Origin of the sequence: Variovorax sp. V213 (genome assembly GCF_041154455.1) — a bacterium.
Classification (GTDB): Bacteria; Pseudomonadota; Gammaproteobacteria; order Burkholderiales; family Burkholderiaceae_C; genus Variovorax.
On sequence record NZ_AP028664.1, the window covers coordinates 2,872,111 to 2,889,521 of the forward strand.

Sequence of the window (17,411 nt, forward strand, 5' to 3'; positions counted from 1 at the left end):
CAGTTCTCCAAAGAATAATGACCTTGTGGACCTATATTGGTCTACGCGTCGATGCTGGTCATTTTTGGACTTGTGGGTCGTTGGAGAATTCGGCGACGTTCTTGGGCGTCATGAGCTTCGGCGCAAGTTCGATGTTCTTTTTGGTCTTGCCGCCAGTCAGATGCGTGAGCATTGAGTTCATGCCAACATAGCCCATCTGATATGGATCCTGAACAATCGTACCGGCAATTTTTCCATCGCGAACCATCTGATAGGCAGTCGGGTCGGTGTCGAAATTAACCAGTTTCACCTTCTTGTTGTTCTCTGCCTGAAGCGTTGCCGCAGCACCAATGGCTGGGGCGTGATTTTGGAAAAACACGCCAGCAATATCGGGGACTTCAGTCAGGGTATCTTCCATGGTTCTGCGACCGTCCTCGAGGGACAGCTTCATGACCTTGCGAGGAAGAACTTTGAGCCCGAGTTCGGCTGCGCGCTTTTCGAAGCCGCGATTGCGATCGATGATCACTTGGACCGCGGGACCATGATCGAAAACAATGACTTTGGAACCCGCTGGCACCAGCGTTGCCATATAGTCTGCCGCCATGCGCCCGCCCAACTCGTTCTCGGTACCCACGTAGGTAATCCAATCGCCCGATTTGAGCCCGATATCGGTCACGACAACGGGAAGCTTGTTGTCGTTGAACAATTTCTTTACCGGGCCGGCCAGAACCACCGAGTCGCCAGGAAAAATGAGCAGGCCGTCAATGTGCTGTGCAGAAAGATCTTCCAGGTCTGCCACTTGCTTGGTCGTGTCTGTGTCGCCACCGTTCGTAACGATCAGTTCGACATTGACTCCCTTTTTCTTCCACTCGGCCATCGCCGCTTGAGCACCTTTGACCTGCGTACGCAGAAATTTGTTTGTGCCCCAGAACTGCGAGTAACCAATACGAAACTTTTGATCGGCTGCGAAAGCAGTGGTCGTGAGCGTTGTCGCGAACATCGCGGCGCTGGCGAACGCTGCCAGTTTCAGAAAATGGCGTTTGTTGTGCTTCATGAATTGTCTCCGTACGCCGGTCAAAAGCCGGCAGAATCTTGTTGATGAAAGAGCCTTCAGCTCCGCGCCTCCGGGGTTGACTCCCGTTGCGCAAGTCGATCTTGGCACTCCGAATAGTCGCGAACAATCCGCAACGGCTTCTGGCGACAATTGGGTTTACCTATTGCTGCTCGCTCGCTGGCCGCGGTTAGCGCGGGCACCGTCCGCCCACGACGGTGGAGCGTTGCGAGATTCCTTAGTCGAGGTCGAGCAAACGCTGGCGCTCGGCCATCTGAGCAAGACGGGCCGGTCGAGACTGCGCGGCGCTTGCAAGTCCGGCTCAGCGCGACAGGCGGCTGCCCTCTGTCAAACAGCCGGATTGCGCGAAATTCGGCGACGGTTTTGTTGGGCAAGATCCGAATACGCCATCAAGCACTGGCACCTCCACTCTGGCCAGCTCCCTTCAGGAGGAACTGCATAACCGTGGATGCGCTTTGAGAAGTTGCCAGGTGCGAGGTGCCAGATGCAAGAGATGTAGGCGGGCGTCGACGGTCTGCACCCTGCCACCGCAGGAAGCGGGCGTCACGGCCCCCTTGTAGCTGACGCAGGAGCAGGAGCAGTTCGATGGGTTCGATGCGTTCGTGGCGCCATGAACCGCAATTGGGAAACGGCCCGCCAATGGCTTGGCAGGGCACTCGGTCTGCCGAGGTGTGGCGTTCAAGACCCAGCTTTGCGGACGCGCTGTTGGCGGCTTCCAGAAAGCGAAAAACAGACCGAAATCGCCCGGGAAACCGGTCCCCAGGGTCAAAGCAGTGGGGGTACCCGCTACACGATCACGTAGCAGGGCCCTCGTTCAATGATTGGTTCGATCGCTTCCATGATCTCGTCGTAGTCGACGTTTTCATAAAGCGCTTGGAAACCGGGGAAACGCAGCGCGGTCGTCACCTCGCTGGCTGTCAAGTAGGCACCGGCAATAAAGCGGCCGACAACTTCCATCTGTGCGACAGGGACTGCGTTGATCACCTTGAGCGGATCGGCGGGGGGTTCGGCGGGGAGCGACGCAACAGTCTCATAGAACTTCGGGGCCAGGTCGGGTCGCGCCTCGAGCGCGCGCGGCAGCAGCTTAGTGATCAATTCAAGTTTGCTCGCCGACGGCATGTCGAGTTCGGCACTGCCTGGGATCATCGCATCGCACATCCAAGACAGTTGCGCTTCAATATCTTTGTAGTTGATCTGCATGATTCTGTGCCCCTGCCTTACTTGCTATGGCCCGACACCACTTGGGTGCGGCGGTTCTTGACGATACCGTCGGCTGCGCGCAAAGCCAAAGCCGCTACGGTGCCAGTTGGATTCACCGGACCTGAAGTCGGCATCACACTGCCATCGACAACGAACAGGTTGGGCACATCGTGTGCACGGTTCCAAGCGTCGACGACTGAGGTCATCGGATCGGTACCCATGCGTGCTGCCCCGAGGATGTGCCAGCCGGTTTCCCGCGAATCGGGAGCCTTGACGACCTCATAGGCTCCGGCTTCCTTGAACGACATTGCCGCGTGTTCTTCGTGCCATGCGACCAGCTTCTTCGAGTTCTCGTCGCAACGGTAGACGACCTTCGGGGCGGGAATGCCATCAGCGTCTTTCAGTGTCGAATCAAGGAGCACACGATTTTCTGGGTTCGGCAGGTCTTCTCCGATGATCGACCACATGCCCGAGTGGCCGAAGCGTTGCGAAACCGTCTTGTGGAACTCTTCGCCCCAGCCGGCCGGCTTGCCCCACGGCCAGACACCAATCTGGCTAAGTGGCCCGCCCGTACCCATGAGCTGCCACTTCGCCCCTCGATAGAAACCGACGTCAGGCTGAGTTTCGGTGAACTGTTGCGAATAGGCGCGCTGACCGGTCGGGCCTTGCCAGCTGTCGAAGAAGTCGTCGAAAAGGCCCATCACCATCCCATGCGGATGCATCATCAGATTGCGGCCCACCATGTCCGAACTGTTTGCTAAACCGGTCTGGAACCGTGCGCTGTGCGAGTTGAGCAAGATGCGCGGTGTTCCGATTCCGTTGGCGGCCAGAATGACAATCCGTGCGGACTGGAAATGTTCTTTGCCACTTTCCCGGTCAATGTAAGTAACGCCAGTGGCCATGCCCTGCGCGTCTGTCTCGACGCGAGAAACGCGAGCTCGCTGGATCAACTTCACGCCAAGCTTGATGTTGGTCGGCCAGTGAGTGCGGTCCGTCGACGCCTTTGCACCATCGAAGCACGCCGGCGCCATGCAGGCGCCGCGGCGCACACAAGGGGTCAACCCGTTGTTCTTTACGGTGGCGATCGCATTGGTACCTGGCCAGATGTGCCAACCCAGTCGCTTGTGCGCTGCAAACATCTTTTTGGTCAAGTCGCTCATCGGCATGGGCGGCAGAGGTGGGTCGAAAGGCGGATACGAAGGATCTCCGCCGACACCGGACACGGAGAACTGAAGCTCGGCTTGGGTGTAATAAGGAGCCAGATCCTCGTAAGTGAGCGGCCAGTCTTCTGCTACGCCGTCCAGAGTCTTGACTCGAAAATTGCTGGGCTGAAAGCGGTGCCACGCGGCTGCATAGATCACTGAACTGCCACCGACACCGTTCCACATAAAGGGGGCCACGTCGGATTCAGTGTCGTTGATCGGATAGTCTGCGCTGTTCATTCGGCGATTTGGATTCCAGTTGAATACTTGGTCACGCTTCAACTCGAAAGTGCTCTCGTCAAAATTAATCGACGTGTAGTTCGGGTATTCGCCTTGTTCCAGGCAAACCACCGACATTCCCGCTTTCGCCAGATGCATTGCAGCGACTGCACCGCTGGGACCAGAGCCTACGATGACCGCATCCACGGTCCCTCGATTATTTGTCGTAATATTCATAGCTAATTCTTGCCAAGTTACTATAACCAGTGCAAAAAAATAGTCCGCCCATCAGCCGGTCAGTTCTAATTCATTGCTTCCTGGCACACAGACAGAAGTGGCGCAATCTTGTTTCCGCCACAGCTTCTCGATCTCTGGTCAGAGGCTGGCGCCGTACTTCCCAGTAACCCGCCCTGTCTCCTGCTGTCATGGTATGGCCACTCACAAATGGGCCGCAATGCGACTTTCCAACTGACACCCATAGGCATTCTGAATTGGCCGAGTGGCATTCCTCCGAGGAGCTGGCACCTCCGTTTGCAGCCCAACCGGTGGTCGGTCCTAATGGTTTACCCTACGTCGTAGTAAATCGCTGACTTTGCAGAACGGCTCCTGCACGGCAGCCTTTTCCGCCGGCCGCTGAGGGGAAATACCACATAGGATCCGCCTATGGCAACCAAATCGAATTGCGTCTAGCTGGTGCTAAAGCCAATCAGTACGATCGGCCTCCTAATTTCACCCTTGGAGACCTAAATTGAACAACGTACTGAAAGATCGCGTCTTTTTGGTGACCGGCGCCGCCGGCGGTGTCGGCCGTGAAATCGTCAAACAACTCACCGAAGAGGGCGCGAAGGTTGTGGCGACCGATATCGCCGACAACGTGCACGAATTGGCTAAGGAATTCCCGAACGCCAAGGTAGTGACTACGGTGGGTGATGTCTCCAAGAGCGCCGACGTTGAGAAAATATTCAGCGCCGGCGAAGCCGAGTTTGGCCCTATTGAGTCGCTGATCAATAACGCCGGCTATATGATCGGCAAGGCTCTGCACGAAACTTCGGAAGAAGAGTGGGACGCAGTGATGACTGGCAACGCCAAGTCATTCTTCCTTTGCGCTAAGCGTGCGCTGCCGAACATGCTCAAGGCAGGCAAGGGCTCCATCACGGCGACAGGTTCGATCTCCAGTGTGGTCGGCTTGCCGTCACAAGCTGCTTACTGCGCTTCCAAGGGAGCCGTCCTCCAATTCGTCCGCCAGTTGGCGGTGGAATACGCCGGTAACGGCATTCGTGTAAATGCCGTGGGCCCGGGCGCGATCAACACGCCTTTCCTCACCCGCTACCTCGCTGGCCTGCCGGATCCGGAAGCCGGCGCGAAGGCCGTGAAGGATGCCCACCCCATGAAGCGTTGGGCTGAGCCGGACGAAGTGGCCAAGGCTTTGATCTTCCTCGCGAGCGACAACGCTGCCTTCATCACAGGGCACATTCTGATGGTCGATGGGGGCTACGTTGCCGGCTGACGATCATTCTCGGCAACCTAGATAAAAGGAGTTGAACGTGGCAACTAAGGCGATCATCGACCCGCATCATCACCTGTGGGACCTGGAGAACTATTCCTATCCTTGGCTCTGTCAACCTGGTGAGCCTGTCGCGCCCATCGCTGGCAGTCTGAGGTCGATCATGAGATCCTATTCGCTTGCAGACTACAAGGAAGACTCCAAGCGTTGGAACGTTGTGAAGGACGTGCATCTCGATGCGCTCTCGTCAGACATCCTGGCCGAGACGCGGTGGCTTCAAAAGATGAAGGACGAAACCGGTTTTCCAACCGCCATCGTCGCGCACGCCAATCTCGAGGACGACAATGTCGATGAGGTTCTGGCAGCTCATGCACGGAGCAAGGCCGTGCGGGGGATTCGCCAAATCCTCAACTGGCATCCGAACTCAAAGTACAGCTTCGTGGAACGAAACGATCTGTTGACAGATCCCAAGTGGCTGCACGGCTTCGATCTCCTGGAGAAGTATTCCTTTTCATTTGATCTTCAGCTCTATCCTCACCAAATGCCAGATGCGGCAAAGGTGGCGCGGGCCCATCAGGGGACGACGATCGTACTGAACCACACCGGCATGCCTTTGGACCGTGATCCCGCTGGCATTCAAGCGTGGCACGACGGGATGCAGGCGCTTGCGGCAAACCCGAATGTCAACGCCAAGATCTCGGGGTTGGGAATGGTCGATCCGGACTGGACGGTTGCCAGCATCCGGCCATTCGTCCTTGCGACCATCGAAATTTTCGGGGTTGACCGCTGCATGTTCGCGTCGAATTTCCCGGTCGACAAGATCTACTCGAGCTTCGATCGCATCTATGAGGCCTTCTTCGAACTGGTTGAAGGCATGTCTGAGACCGATCAGCGGAAGCTGTTTCACGACAACGCCCGGCGCGTGTACCGTCTTTGATCGGACATCACCGTCGCGATAGCCACCCATTTTTCCGGTGGCTATCGCTCTTTTGTTCGAGCCGCTTCGGGGTTAACGCGAATAGCCCGGGTTTCCAGCACCGCTGAGCCTCAAACCTGGTGCCGCGAGGAGATCCGCGGTCTATCAAGTCGTGGCGTCAAGCCGGCGGATGCTGCCCAAGGCCACTGCAGCCGCGCTTCATCTTCAGCGAGCCCAACCAGTCCTGGGCCACGAACATCACTGAGGTCCGCACTCGCGAGGGCTGGTGTTTCTGAGCCGGGCGACTTGTTCTCGCGCCATGTCATGGGCTTGTCCGTGGGCACTGCATCGTTACAGGACTCGGTAGCGGCGCAAGCCGGGCCCATACCAAATTCGCATGGACGTATCGCTACAGATCATTTGTCGACATTCACCCTCACTCCTACACTTTCCCCCAGGGAACAGGAGTCCATGAAATGATTGTCGACCGTTCATGTGTTTCATGACCACATGCCCGACGTTCGCTTCGGGAATGAAGTCGGCAAATCGGGATCGACCTCACGGCTCGCGTGCGGCCATTGATGAACCACGCGCAGTCATGCGCGCTACCCAGGCAAAGCGTCCTTCGAGTTCACCGATGTGGCCGTTCAGACGTCGGTGGGGATCGAGATGGACGTACCCTGCTGCCGCTTCCGGGCCTGGGCGATATTGCCTCTCACGAGATCGACCGCCTCTTTTTCGAACATGCTTCCAGACATTGACTCCATCGCCTTGTTCGTACTCGCTGCTGAACAACGCAGCTTGACGAAGGCTGCCGATGCTTATCACATAGGGTTGGCCGCGGCGAGTCGACGAATTGCATTGTTGGAGCATCGATTCAAGACAGCCTTGCTGGAGCGGTCGCCAAGAGGGGTGGAGCTCACCCCGGCTGGCACATCTTTGCTGGTTCATGCCAAAGTCATGCTGGTTTTAATGAACCAGATGCAAGCAGAAATGAGCGACTTTGCTGCGGGGCGTCGTGGTGCCCTGCGCATACTGGCCAACACGTCTGCGATGACGGAGTCACTGCCGGATGATCTTTCCAACTACGCTCGCGCTCACCCCGATGTTCGTCTGGTGGTCGAGGAGCGATGGAGTGCTGAGATCGTGAAGGCGCTGCTCGCGGCAGATGCTGACATCGGCATCGTTGTGGAAGGAATTCGGGTCGAAGGGCTACATGTTTTTCCCTACCGAACGGATCGACTTGCAGTCGTGATGCCTGCTGGTCACGCGCTGGCCCTGAAGGAGGGTTTGCGTTTCCTGGAGGTTCTCGACCACGACATCATCGCTCTTGAGGGTGGGTCTTCCATGATGCGACTGCTGGCTGAACAAGCGGTCGTGGCGGAAAAGATGCTGCAGCTGCGTATACAGGTTCGTAGCTTTGAGGCGGTATGCAAAATGGTTAAGGCTGGACTTGGCATCGGACTTTTGCCATTTCAAGCAGCAAGGACCATGGGGGAAGGAATGGGGCTGGTCGTACGGCCACTTCCCGAAGATTGGGCGGAGAGAAAAATGCTCGTCTGCGTCCGGCGAGACCGTTCAGTCAACACCTCGGTTACCAGCTTATTGGAGCATCTGACATCCGTCGCTTCAGCAGCCGCTTCTAAAGCATAGGCTTGAGGTCGTGCGGTACGCGCTGAACACAGGCATCGTATTGAGCGAAGCGGTGCCGAAATCGCTGTTCGTCGGTATGGCTTGGTGGACGTAGCGCAGCCCTGCCACGTAGACGTTGCGCGCGCAGGCGGAGATTCACACGGTGCGGGCGCTGCGCGCGGAATTGGCGTTGATCGGATCCAAAGGGCATGGGCCTCTGACACGGTGATCGGTACGCGGTCAATTAACCACGCCCTTGTTGAGTGAACGATGAGCTGTGAGGCTACGTGCCCATGTAGAGCAACATGGACATGTAGAGATGACAGAGCAGTACGCGGAGTTGAGAAGCCGGCTGGTTGTGGGACGCAAGAGTGACGGTCGCGGCGTCTACGACGAAGCTGCCAAGAAGGAATTGATCGTTGCCTGCCTCAAGCCGGGAGTGTCGGTGGCACGCATGGCGATGGAGCACGGTGTCAACACGAACCTTCTGAGGACGTGGATCACGGCTTACCAGCGGCGAAGTGCCCAGGTGCCGACTGGTGACATCGCGCGAACGCACGATGCGGCATTCGTTGCCGTGCGCGTAGAGGGTGAACAGGATCCGCCGCAGCGCGAGCGTGCGGTGGCTGCGCCCGCGGTAGCCCACACACCTGCTACGGCCGTGGCGGTGATCCCGAATGAGAGCTCCTTGGCGGCATCGACCCCGATGGTCGGTTTGCAGGTGCGGCTGCCCAACGGTGTGCAGCTCGATCTCGGCGAGACGAGCTTGCAGGAATTGCCGACGCTGGTGCAGATGTTGAGCCGATTGCCATGTTCCGCTTCGACGAAGGGCTGAAGGTCTACCTGCACCGCGAGCCGGTGGACTTCCGGTTGAGCATCAACGGCTTGGCCGTGCTGGTGGAGCAGGCGCTGGGCCTGGACCCGTTCGCCTCGTGCGCGTACGTGTTCAGCAACCGCCGGCGCGACCGGGTGAAGATCCTGGGTTGGGAGCGCAACGGCTTCTGGCTGTTGCTCAAGCGCCTGGAGAAGGACAGGTTCATCTGGCCCTCGGCCGATGCGGTTCCCACGCTGACGGCCGAACAGCTGCACTGGTTGCTGGAGGGCATCGATATCGCGGTGGTGCAACGCCACTCTCGTCTGCGCTATTCCAGCGTGGCCTGAAGGAACAATGATGGGGCATGCCGATCCAAGCGGGCGTGTCGTCGCCCGCCACCATCACCGCTGAAGAACTCGTCGCGCTCATCGCCGAGCGCGATGCGCTGGCCGGCGCGCTTCGAGTAGCGACCACCGAGCGGGACTTGGCGCTCGAGCGGTTGAGGTCCTTGCAGCGCCAGCTCTTCGCCGCCAAGAGCGAAGCCCGCGGCACCGATCAGAAGGACCTGTTCCTCAACGAGGCCGAGGCGCTCGCGCCCACAGATCAGACGCCGCAGGCCGAGGTCGAAGACATCGACGAAGAGGAGTCGACACCGGTCGCGGGCCATCAACGTAAGAAACGCGGACGCAAGCCGCTGGACCCTGCGCTGCCGCGCGAGATCGTGCGCCACGAACTGCCCGAGGCCGAGCGTGTGTGCGCGCATGACGGGCACGCGCTGGTGGAGATCGGCGCCGAGGTTAGCGAGCAGATGGATGTCATCCCCGAACAGGTGCGCGTGCTGCAGCACCACCGCATCAAGTACGCCTGTCCCTGCTGCGATCAGAGCCTGAAGGTTGCACCGACGCCGGCGCGCATCATCGCGCGCGGGCTGCTCACCGAGCAGGCCCAGGCCTGGGTCATCACCGGCAAGTACCAGTTCGGCATGCCGCTGTACCGAACGGCCGTATTGCTGCGCCGCTTCGGTGGCGACATCGCGAGCAATACGCTGGCTTCCGGCATCGTGCGCATCGGCCAGGCTGTACAGCCGGTCATCAACCTGCTGCGCGACCACTTGCTGGACTCGGACCTGATCTACGGCGACGAGACCACGGTCCAGGTGCTCAAGGAGCCTGGGCGCAAGGCACAGACGAAGAGCTTCATGTGGGCGCAGATGAATGGCACTGGTCCACCGGTACGGCTGTTCGCCTATGCACCGGGGCGCGGCGCCGTGCACGCCGAGAAGCTGTATGCCGGCATCCGTCCCGGAACGACGCTCATCACCGACGGCTACGAGGTCTACAACGGCATCGCGAAGGCCGGCGGTCTCACGCACCTTGGATGCTGGGTGCACGCGCGCAGGCCGTTCATCAAGGCTGACGAGTCCATCCCGAAGGCAGCCCGCTCGTCCGATCAGATCGCGGCCCGGTTCGTACGGCTGATTGGCAAGCTGTACCGTGCGGAGTCCTTGGCCAGGCACTGGACGCCCGCGCGCCGCCTGCGACTGCGTTCGCGCTACAGCGCCGCCATCGTGCGCGAGATCGAGCGCTTGCTGCTCACGCACCTGCACAGCGTTGCGCCGTCGAGTCTGCTGGGTGAAGCGCTGCACTACCTGCACGGTCAGTGGCCCAAGCTCGTGCGGTTCCTGGACAACGGCTCCTGGCCGTTGGACTCCAACCCGGTGGAGAACGCCATCCGGCCCTTCGTCGTCGGGCGGCGCAGCTGGTTGTTCGCCGACACCGTCGGCGGTGCCAACGCGAGCGCCAATCTCTACTCGCTGATCGAGACCGCCAAGGCCAACAACGTCGAGCCCTACCGCTACCTCGTCGCGCTGTTCAAGAAGCTGCCGCTGGCGCAAACGGTCGACGACTACGAGGCGCTGCTGCCCTGGAACCTTGAACTCGGCGGCGCGTAGGCCGTCCTGCGCGCATCGGCTCTGACACCACGCGCAAGGGCGTGGTTTATTGACTGCTTACGGTGATCGAAGCTCTGTACCCCCGGGGGGTCATTTCGTGGCGTCGATGCCGCTGCGCGTTCGCAACTGCGCCGTGCCGTGGAACTCGGCCATCGGCGAGCGCCGTCCATTTTCGGTTTGTAGATACCCCCCTCGTCGAGATCAAGCGGCCGCTCATCGCGCAGCACGGGCGGCCGGAATTAGAAGCCAGGATCACAACCCTCGAGGCGGCGGGGATGGCGGCGGTGGGATGCATCATCGAGGAGCGCCTCGCGGAGATCGCGAGGTAGAGCGATCAGCGCATCCCCACGTTGTGCGCGCTAGGCAAGTCGACCGCTGCTCTGGCCTGACGCGACCGCAGCTCGCCGGCCGCACGAGCCGAATTCCATCGATTGGCTCTTCTTGGGGCATCGCAGCTCAGATGTCTGCGCACTCGCCGTCCGAAAGTTCGGCCGGGTTGCGATAAATGATTCTGAGAATGGCCGTGCGGCCCTGCGCCTACAAGCCGACGCGCTTGAAGCGGATGGGACTTGCCGCACCGACGCGAATTGAACCTTTACTTGTCTGCCTTGCCAACACTTAGCATCCTTCGAATCTCGTCCGCTACAAGGTCTACCAGCGAATGCGCAGCAGCACTCAGAGGTTTGCGCCGGTCGCTGACGCGGACCACATGGCGCACGATCCGCGGCGACAGAATCGGGCAAACCGCCAGTGTGCCCTCATAGGAGCGACTGAGACAATTTTCTCTTTTAAATTCAACGACTTAGCGATATCATTCATACACTTAGAACCCCGCGTGTGCACGCTCGTGTGCACTCCAAAACGCCCGAATACGCCCCATTTCGCCCTGTCAGTGCACACATAGCGCACACGAAATGCCCACCTTCAAGCAGCTTCCGTCCGGCAACTGGCGCGCGTAAGTCCGCCGCAAGGGTGTCTACGCGAGCGAAACCTTTCGACGGCACCCCAGGAGTGGGCTCTCGCGACCGAGCGCCGCATCGATCTAGGCGAGCCCGCCACCCGTTCAAAGGTCAAGGACCCGACCACCTTCGGCGACCTGATCGATCTGCATGGCGCAGCGAGGGCCCATAGACGTTGGTGGGCAGAAGCACCTCGTCGCCACTCGACAGCAAAGCGAGGTTGACCGAGGCGATGGCTGCCTGCCCGCTCGGGCAGAGCAGGCAGTGCCGACCGCCTTCGAGCGTGCAAAGACGCTGTTCAAGGGTATACGTCGTCGGCGTGCCATAGAGGCCGTAGCTGTACCCGTCACGGTGGCCGAACGCCTTGGCTCGTTTGCGCACCGCTGCCACGTTCGGGAACAAGACGGTCGAGCCCTTGAACACGCCCGGCGGAACCGCCTGGTAGCCGGCCGGTGGAACGTAGCCGTGGTGGATCAGTCGGGTGCTGATGTCTTGAGACATGGCGGGAACTCTTCTGCAGGATCAGGAGCTTCAATGTATCGGAACATGAAGCCGCCGCCCCGTCGTCGCACTGGGCAAAATCGCACATCGGGTTGCGGCGATGTGGCAAGGACAATGCAGACCCGCATCACACGCGCAGCTAGGGCGCGGTATCGAACCACTTGGCGTCACCACCAAATAGGTCAGTCAATTTGCGCGCCCCGGCGAAAAGCGCCTGAAGCATCGGCGCCTGATCGACGTTCTCGAAGCGATAACGCGGCCCGGAAATCGTCAGCGCTCCTACCAGCTGCCGATTCACGCTCAGCACCGGCACCGACAAGGCCGCGATCTCCGCGTCGTACTCGCCGAACGAGGCACAAGACATCTCGGCGCGGATACGGTCGAATTTCTTTCCGGTCTTTTTCTCACCAAAAGCCAAAAGCACCTGCGGGGCGGCGCCTTTGTCGATTGGCAAGCGATCGCCTTCGCGGATGGCATCGCGGATCATGCGGGCCGAGTCGACCCGATGAAGACACACCGCGTGCTCACCGTCCCGGATGTAGAACGATGCGCACTCGTAGGTGGCTTCGACCACTTCGCGAAGCACCTCGGGGACGTGTTCCGAAGTGCGACACTGCCGCTGGTAGATCGCACCGAGCCGCAACGGCGCTGCACCCAGCTGAAAAGATCCGTCAGCTAGGCGCTTGAGATAGCCCGTGCGCTGCAGCGACTCCGCCAATCGCAGGATCGTGCTCTTGTAGAGCCCCGTACGGCGCGCAAGATCGGCGAGCGTCAACGCATAGTCCAGCTCGTTGAATGCGTCGAGCAGGCTCAGGGCTCGTTCCACCGCGCTCACACCGGAATCATCAGCCATCGAATGCCACCCAGAAGAAGATCGATCGAGTTTAGCGCGACCCTTCTGGACACCACAGACACGTAGACCACTCTCAATGTGCGTCGACGTCCAGGCCCAGGAACCGTTCGAGCACCGAGGCATCGGCATCAAATTCTTCGGTTCGGCCTTCGTAGACAACAACGCCTTCCTCGAGAATGTAGTGGCGCCGGGCGAGCGCGCGGCAGACTGCAAAGCTCTGCTCCACCAGCACGATCGAGATGCCCGATACGCCGACGCCTCGAATCAGTTCCGTGAGTTCATCCACGATCACGGGCGCAAGGCCTTCCGTCGGCTCGTCGAGCAGCAGCAGCCTGGGCCCCTGTACCAACGCCCGCGCAATGGCGAGCATCTGTTGCTCGCCGCCGGAGAGCGCACCGCCGAGGTTGCGTCGACGCTCGCGCAGGCGCGGAAACTCGTCGTAAACACGCTCCAACGTCCACGCCGCATGCTTTCTCTGTGCGATCTGCAGGTTCTCCTGCACCGACAGCAAGGTGAAGATGCCCCGATGTGCGGGCACCAGCGAGATGCCGCGGCGCGCGATGTCGTCAACCGCCATGCCTGCGAGATCGACGCCTTCGAAGCACACCGACCCGGCATGCGCACGCAGCAGCCCGACGATCGTACGCATCGTCGTCGTCTTGCCCATGCCATTGCGCCCGAGCACGCTCACGATCTCGCCTGCATTCACATGCATCGAAACGCCATGCAGCACATGGCTCTTGCCGTAGGACGCATTCACGTTCTCCAGCACCAGAATGGCCTCACTCATGAATGACTCCCCAGATAGACCCGCCGCACCTGGGCGTTCTCTCGGATGGCCGCAGGTACACCTTCGGCAATCACGTTGCCTTGGAACATGACGGTGATGCGATCGCTGATACCCATGACCACGCGCATGTTGTGCTCGACCAGCAACACCGAGTAGCGCGCCTTGAGCCGCTGCAGCAACTCGGTGATGCGGGGCACGTCCGCAAGGCCGAGTCCAGCCAACGGCTCGTCCAGCAACAGCAGGCGAGGTCGGGCGGCCAGGCACATGCCGATCTCCACCACGCGCTGGACACCGTGTGCGAGTGCAGCGACAGGGGTCGCGGCATGGCGCGTCAGCTCCAGCTCGCGCAGTACGTCCATGGCGATGTCGAGCCTTTGCGTCTCGCGCGTCCAGTTGCTCCAGAACCTGTAGGAGCGCGACGGCTCGACGCCCATCGCCGCCATCTGCAGGTTGTGCAGCACGCTGCTTTCGCCGAACAGGCTCGTCACCTGGAAGCTTCGCGCCATGCCGCACCGGGCTCGCCGATGCGCTCCGGAGCGCGTAATGTCCTGCCCCTCGAAGATCAAGCTGCCACGGCTGGCCGGCAGGCGCCCGCTGACGATGTTGAAGAAGGATGTCTTGCCTGCGCCGTTCGGACCGATCAGCGAGTGCAGGCCGGTCGTGCCCAGTTCGATATCGACCTTGCCGACAGCAGTGAAGCGGCCGTAGTCGAGACCAAGCCCGTGCGCAGCCAGGAAGGGGTTGCTCGCGGTCATGCGTGATCTCCTGCATGCACGCTGCGCCGGGCCCGCCAATGCGCCCAGGCGCCACCGAGTCCGCGGGGCGCAAACAGCACCACGGCAATCAGCACGAAACCGACGATCAACTGCCAGCGGGGCCACAGCTGGGACAGCTGCTCAGCCATCAAGGTCATCGCGAGCGCGCCGAAGGCCGCGCCAAGAAGCGACCGGCGTCCGCCGAGGATTGCCATGATGAGTATGGTCTCGGAGGTCATGAGGTCGATGTTAGACAGCGGCGCCGAGCGCAGTTGCAGCGCGTAGAGCGCGCCGGCCAGTGCGGTGATGCCCCCGGAGAGGCAGAAAGCCAGCAGCTTGAGCTTCTGGACGTCGTAGCCGGCGGTCTGCGCGCGCACTTCGTTCTCGCGCACCGCATCCAGTGCGCGACCGAAGGGCGAGCGCACCACGAGGCGCAAGAACGCGATTGCAAGCACGAAAACCACGGCGATCAACGCATACTGGCCGGCGCCTTCGCCGATGAGGCCCTCAAGGCCGGTCACAGGACGCGGAATGTCGAGCAATCCGTTCTCGCCGCCAGTGAACTGGGGGAAGGAGAGCGCGGCAAAGTAGGCGAGCTGCGCCATCGCAAGCGTGATCATCACGAAATAGATACCTCGCTGGCGAATGCTCAGCATTCCGATTGCCAACGCCACGACCATCCCGGCCGCGATGCACACGAGCAGCGCCGCCACGCCCGCGCCCGGTGCCGCCTTCAGCACCATGCCGACGGCATAGGAGCCCACGCCGAAGAAGCTGCCCTGCGCGAAGCTCAGCAGGCCAGCGTAGCCCAGCAACAGGTTGCAGGCCGCCGCCGCAATCGCAAACACCAGCACCACGCCAGCGGTCGCCGTCGAGCCCATCACCAGCGGCATGGCCAGCGCAAAGGCGGCCAGCGCCAGGCAGAACAGCCCGGAAGAATGTTTGATCTTTTCAAGCACGGCCGAACAACCCCTTGGGCATGACGAGGAGGATGCCCGCCATGACGATGAAGATGGCCAGGCGTGCGCCCTCGGGCCAGATCGCGCTCATCATGCTTTGTGTGACACCGATGATCAGTCCGCCTACCAAGGGCCCACTGAAGCTGCCGATGCCGCCGAGGACAACGACGACGAAAGCGATCACGATCGCTTCCACCCCCATCGAGGGATCGGCGCCGCGCAGCGGTGCGGCGAGGCCGCCCGCCAGCCCCGCCAGTCCGGTTCCCAGCGCAAAGGTCAGGGCATAGACCCTGCTGACCCTGATGCCTAGCAGGTTGAGCATCTCGGACGATTCGTTGCCCGCGCGAACCCGAGCGCCGAACAGCGTGCGCTCGAAGAGAAACCACAGCCCCAGCCCCACCACTGCACAGACCCCGAAGATGAAAACGCGGTAGACCGGGACCGGATAGGCACCGAGCATGAACACGCCGGCGAGCATTTCGGGCATGGGCACCTGCTGCGACTCGGGCCCAAAGATCATCACCACGCCTTCGGTCAGGATGAATGTCAGGCCCACCGTGATGAGGATCTGCGACTCGTGCGGCATGCGGTAGGTGCGCCGCAGCAGCCAGCGCTCCGCCACCACCCCGATGACGGCCACAGCCGCAAACGAGGCGACAAGGCCGAGCAGGAAGCTGCCGGTTTGGGCAGTGACGAACATCGCGGTGTAAGCCCCGATGAGGAACAGTGCGCCATGCGCGAAGTTCACGAAGCCGAGCAGCCCGAAGATGATGCTCAGACCCACGGACAGCAGGAAGTAAACCATGCCGACTCCGAGCCCATTGAGCGCCTGGAACAGGTAGATGTTCATGACCTGCTCACACCAGCTTGCAATCGGATTCGGCCTGGGGAACCAGCGCACGCGACGAGGACAGGATGTCGGCGTAGTCGTCCGCGTCCTTCATCGCCGCTTTCTTCTTGCCGCGCACCAGCAGGTAGTTCTTGGACACCTGGTGATCGAAGGGTCTGATCTGCTCGTCGCCGGTGAGGCCCTGGTAGCTGTGGCCTTCCAGCGCCTTCACGATCGCGGTGGGTTCGTCGCTGCCGGCGCGCTTGGCGGCGTCGAACATCAGCGTGGCGACCTGGTAGTCGGCGGCCGAGTAGAAGCGCGGGTTCTCCTTGAACTCGCCCTTGTAAACGCGCACGAAATCCTTGTTCGCGGGGGTCTCCAGCGTATGCCAGTACTGCAATCCGAAGTACATGCCGTCGGTCACGTCGGCGCCGAGGGCCTGGAATGTGTCGAGTCCCGAGAACCACACGACCACCACAGCCATGCGCTGCTTCAGGCCGAAGGTCGCGGCCTGGCGCAGCAGGTCGAGCGTGTTGGCGCCGAAGTTCAGTACCACCAGCACGTCGGCGCCGGACCCCATGGCGTTGCCGAGGTAGCCCGAGAACTCCTTCTCGGCCAGCGAGTGGTAGCTGTTGCCCACGTGTTCCAGCTTCGTTTCCTGCATCACCGCCTTGGCATTGCGCAGCAGCGCTTCGCCGAACACGTATTGGCCGGTGATGGTGTAGACCTTTTTCCACTTGGGGTTCTGCTGGATCAGAGGCCGCATCACCGTGTTGACCGCGCCGTAGGTCGGCAGGCCCCAGCGGAACGTGGAGCGGTTGCAGTCCTTGCCGGTGACTTCGTCGGCACCCACATAGGTGATGTAGACGCCCTTGTTCTTGTCGATTTCCTTCATGATGGCCAGGGCTTCGTTCGACAGCGCGGCGCTGCCGAAGTGGCGCGCCTTGTCCTGGTCGATGGCCTGCTGCACCTTGCGCACCGCGATGGCGGGGTTGCCTTCGCTGTCGATCTTGCGGTAGTCGATGGGCCGGCCCAGCCCGTTGCCGAAGGCCGTGACAGCCGCGCGCACGCCAAGATCGCTGTACTTGCCGCTCGTGGCGAAGTTGCCCGAGAAGGCGTTGACGCTGTAGTAGCTGAAAGGCCTGGCCTGTGCGATGGCGAAGCGCGGCAGCATCAACGAGCCGGTCGCGGCGCTGCCAGCGACGGTGAGGAAGGAACGACGGTCCATGGTTTGTCTCCGTTAGGGTTTTTTGTAGGGGATGTGCGTGCCGCTTTC

General features: G+C 60.9%; 15 protein-coding genes and 1 pseudogene. 6 read left to right on the forward strand and 10 right to left on the reverse strand.

Translation table 11 applies throughout. The features are described from left to right. Positions 1–58: 58 nt before the first annotated feature. From ACAM55_RS13725 to ACAM55_RS13735, 3 genes are all read right to left on the reverse strand, one after another. Positions 59–1,033 (reverse strand): substrate-binding domain-containing protein, encoded by a 975-nt coding sequence (locus ACAM55_RS13725; RefSeq protein ID WP_369652097.1) that lies wholly within the window; start codon positions 1,031–1,033, stop codon positions 59–61. An 804-nt stretch (positions 1,034–1,837) separates the two neighbouring features. Next, positions 1,838–2,251, reverse strand: a complete 414-nt coding sequence (locus ACAM55_RS13730) for a hypothetical protein (RefSeq protein WP_369652098.1) — start codon at positions 2,249–2,251, stop codon at positions 1,838–1,840. A gap of 17 nt (positions 2,252–2,268) precedes the next feature. Next, positions 2,269–3,909, reverse strand: coding sequence for a GMC family oxidoreductase (locus tag ACAM55_RS13735; protein ID WP_369652099.1), 1,641 nt, complete (start codon positions 3,907–3,909; stop codon positions 2,269–2,271). 511 nt (positions 3,910–4,420) lie between these two features. Here ACAM55_RS13735 and ACAM55_RS13740 point away from each other — a divergent pair. From ACAM55_RS13740 to ACAM55_RS13765, 6 genes are all read left to right on the forward strand, one after another. Further along, the gene (locus ACAM55_RS13740) at positions 4,421–5,179 is read left to right on the forward strand and encodes an SDR family NAD(P)-dependent oxidoreductase (RefSeq protein ID WP_369652100.1); all 759 of its coding nucleotides are present in this window, start codon (positions 4,421–4,423) and stop codon (positions 5,177–5,179) included. Positions 5,180–5,216: 37 nt separating this feature from the next. Beyond that, complete coding sequence (locus ACAM55_RS13745) at positions 5,217–6,113, forward strand: amidohydrolase (RefSeq protein WP_369652101.1); 897 nt, start codon at positions 5,217–5,219, stop codon at positions 6,111–6,113. Between the two features lie 723 nt (positions 6,114–6,836). After that, positions 6,837–7,745 (forward strand): LysR family transcriptional regulator, encoded by a 909-nt coding sequence (locus tag ACAM55_RS13750; RefSeq protein WP_369652102.1) that lies wholly within the window; start codon positions 6,837–6,839, stop codon positions 7,743–7,745. Between the two features lie 298 nt (positions 7,746–8,043). Further along, a complete protein-coding gene (locus ACAM55_RS13755; RefSeq protein WP_369652061.1) occupies positions 8,044–8,559 on the forward strand; it encodes a transposase in 516 nt (171 codons plus the stop codon). Continuing rightward, positions 8,535–8,885 (forward strand): IS66 family insertion sequence element accessory protein TnpB, encoded by a 351-nt coding sequence (tnpB, locus tag ACAM55_RS13760; protein ID WP_369652062.1) that lies wholly within the window; start codon positions 8,535–8,537, stop codon positions 8,883–8,885. Before ACAM55_RS13755 ends, tnpB begins: the two co-directional genes overlap by 25 nt. Before the next feature lie 17 nt (positions 8,886–8,902). Beyond that, positions 8,903–10,489, forward strand: coding sequence for an IS66 family transposase (locus tag ACAM55_RS13765; RefSeq protein ID WP_369652063.1), 1,587 nt, complete (start codon positions 8,903–8,905; stop codon positions 10,487–10,489). Between the two features lie 1,118 nt (positions 10,490–11,607). Here the strand turns inward: ACAM55_RS13765 and ACAM55_RS13770 are convergent. The 7 genes and pseudogenes from ACAM55_RS13770 to ACAM55_RS13800 all read right to left on the reverse strand — a co-directional run. Beyond that, a pseudogene (locus ACAM55_RS13770) lies at positions 11,608–11,949 on the reverse strand (PLP-dependent transferase); the annotation flags it as partial. A gap of 139 nt (positions 11,950–12,088) precedes the next feature. Next, complete coding sequence (locus ACAM55_RS13775; protein WP_369652103.1) at positions 12,089–12,802, reverse strand: IclR family transcriptional regulator; 714 nt, start codon at positions 12,800–12,802, stop codon at positions 12,089–12,091. A 73-nt stretch (positions 12,803–12,875) separates the two neighbouring features. After that, entirely contained in the window at positions 12,876–13,592 is a 717-nt protein-coding gene (locus ACAM55_RS13780) for an ABC transporter ATP-binding protein (RefSeq protein WP_369652104.1), read from the reverse strand. Continuing rightward, positions 13,589–14,347, reverse strand: coding sequence for an ABC transporter ATP-binding protein (locus ACAM55_RS13785; protein ID WP_369652105.1), 759 nt, complete (start codon positions 14,345–14,347; stop codon positions 13,589–13,591). The genes ACAM55_RS13780 and ACAM55_RS13785 overlap by 4 nt, the downstream gene beginning before the upstream one ends. Further along, positions 14,344–15,306: a branched-chain amino acid ABC transporter permease gene (locus tag ACAM55_RS13790; protein WP_369652106.1), complete on the reverse strand. Its 963-nt coding sequence runs from the start codon at positions 15,304–15,306 to the stop codon at positions 14,344–14,346. The genes ACAM55_RS13785 and ACAM55_RS13790 overlap by 4 nt, the downstream gene beginning before the upstream one ends. Next, on the reverse strand, positions 15,299–16,156 hold the full coding sequence (locus ACAM55_RS13795) for a branched-chain amino acid ABC transporter permease (RefSeq protein ID WP_369652107.1): 858 nt from the start codon (positions 16,154–16,156) through the stop codon (positions 15,299–15,301). The genes ACAM55_RS13790 and ACAM55_RS13795 overlap by 8 nt, the downstream gene beginning before the upstream one ends. A gap of 7 nt (positions 16,157–16,163) precedes the next feature. Beyond that, on the reverse strand, positions 16,164–17,363 hold the full coding sequence (locus tag ACAM55_RS13800) for an ABC transporter substrate-binding protein (protein ID WP_369652108.1): 1,200 nt from the start codon (positions 17,361–17,363) through the stop codon (positions 16,164–16,166). Between the last annotated feature and the right edge of the window lie 48 nt (positions 17,364–17,411).

What these genes read in the sequence shown, in the direction of transcription:
- ACAM55_RS13725 (WP_369652097.1), bottom strand. Translation starts at nt 1,033, where the DNA reads ATGAAGCACAACAAACGCCATTTTCTGAAACTGGCAGCGTTCGCCAGC.
- ACAM55_RS13730 (WP_369652098.1), bottom strand. Translation starts at nt 2,251, where the DNA reads ATGCAGATCAACTACAAAGATATTGAAGCGCAACTGTCTTGGATGTGC.
- ACAM55_RS13735 (WP_369652099.1), bottom strand. Translation starts at nt 3,909, where the DNA reads ATGAATATTACGACAAATAATCGAGGGACCGTGGATGCGGTCATCGTA.
- ACAM55_RS13750 (WP_369652102.1), top strand. Translation starts at nt 6,837, where the DNA reads ATGCTTCCAGACATTGACTCCATCGCCTTGTTCGTACTCGCTGCTGAA.
- ACAM55_RS13755 (WP_369652061.1), top strand. Translation starts at nt 8,044, where the DNA reads ATGACAGAGCAGTACGCGGAGTTGAGAAGCCGGCTGGTTGTGGGACGC.
- tnpB (WP_369652062.1), top strand. Translation starts at nt 8,535, where the DNA reads ATGTTCCGCTTCGACGAAGGGCTGAAGGTCTACCTGCACCGCGAGCCG.
- ACAM55_RS13765 (WP_369652063.1), top strand. Translation starts at nt 8,903, where the DNA reads ATGCCGATCCAAGCGGGCGTGTCGTCGCCCGCCACCATCACCGCTGAA.
- ACAM55_RS13775 (WP_369652103.1), bottom strand. Translation starts at nt 12,802, where the DNA reads ATGGCTGATGATTCCGGTGTGAGCGCGGTGGAACGAGCCCTGAGCCTG.
- ACAM55_RS13780 (WP_369652104.1), bottom strand. Translation starts at nt 13,592, where the DNA reads ATGAGTGAGGCCATTCTGGTGCTGGAGAACGTGAATGCGTCCTACGGC.
- ACAM55_RS13785 (WP_369652105.1), bottom strand. Translation starts at nt 14,347, where the DNA reads ATGACCGCGAGCAACCCCTTCCTGGCTGCGCACGGGCTTGGTCTCGAC.
- ACAM55_RS13795 (WP_369652107.1), bottom strand. Translation starts at nt 16,156, where the DNA reads ATGAACATCTACCTGTTCCAGGCGCTCAATGGGCTCGGAGTCGGCATG.
- ACAM55_RS13800 (WP_369652108.1), bottom strand. Translation starts at nt 17,363, where the DNA reads ATGGACCGTCGTTCCTTCCTCACCGTCGCTGGCAGCGCCGCGACCGGC.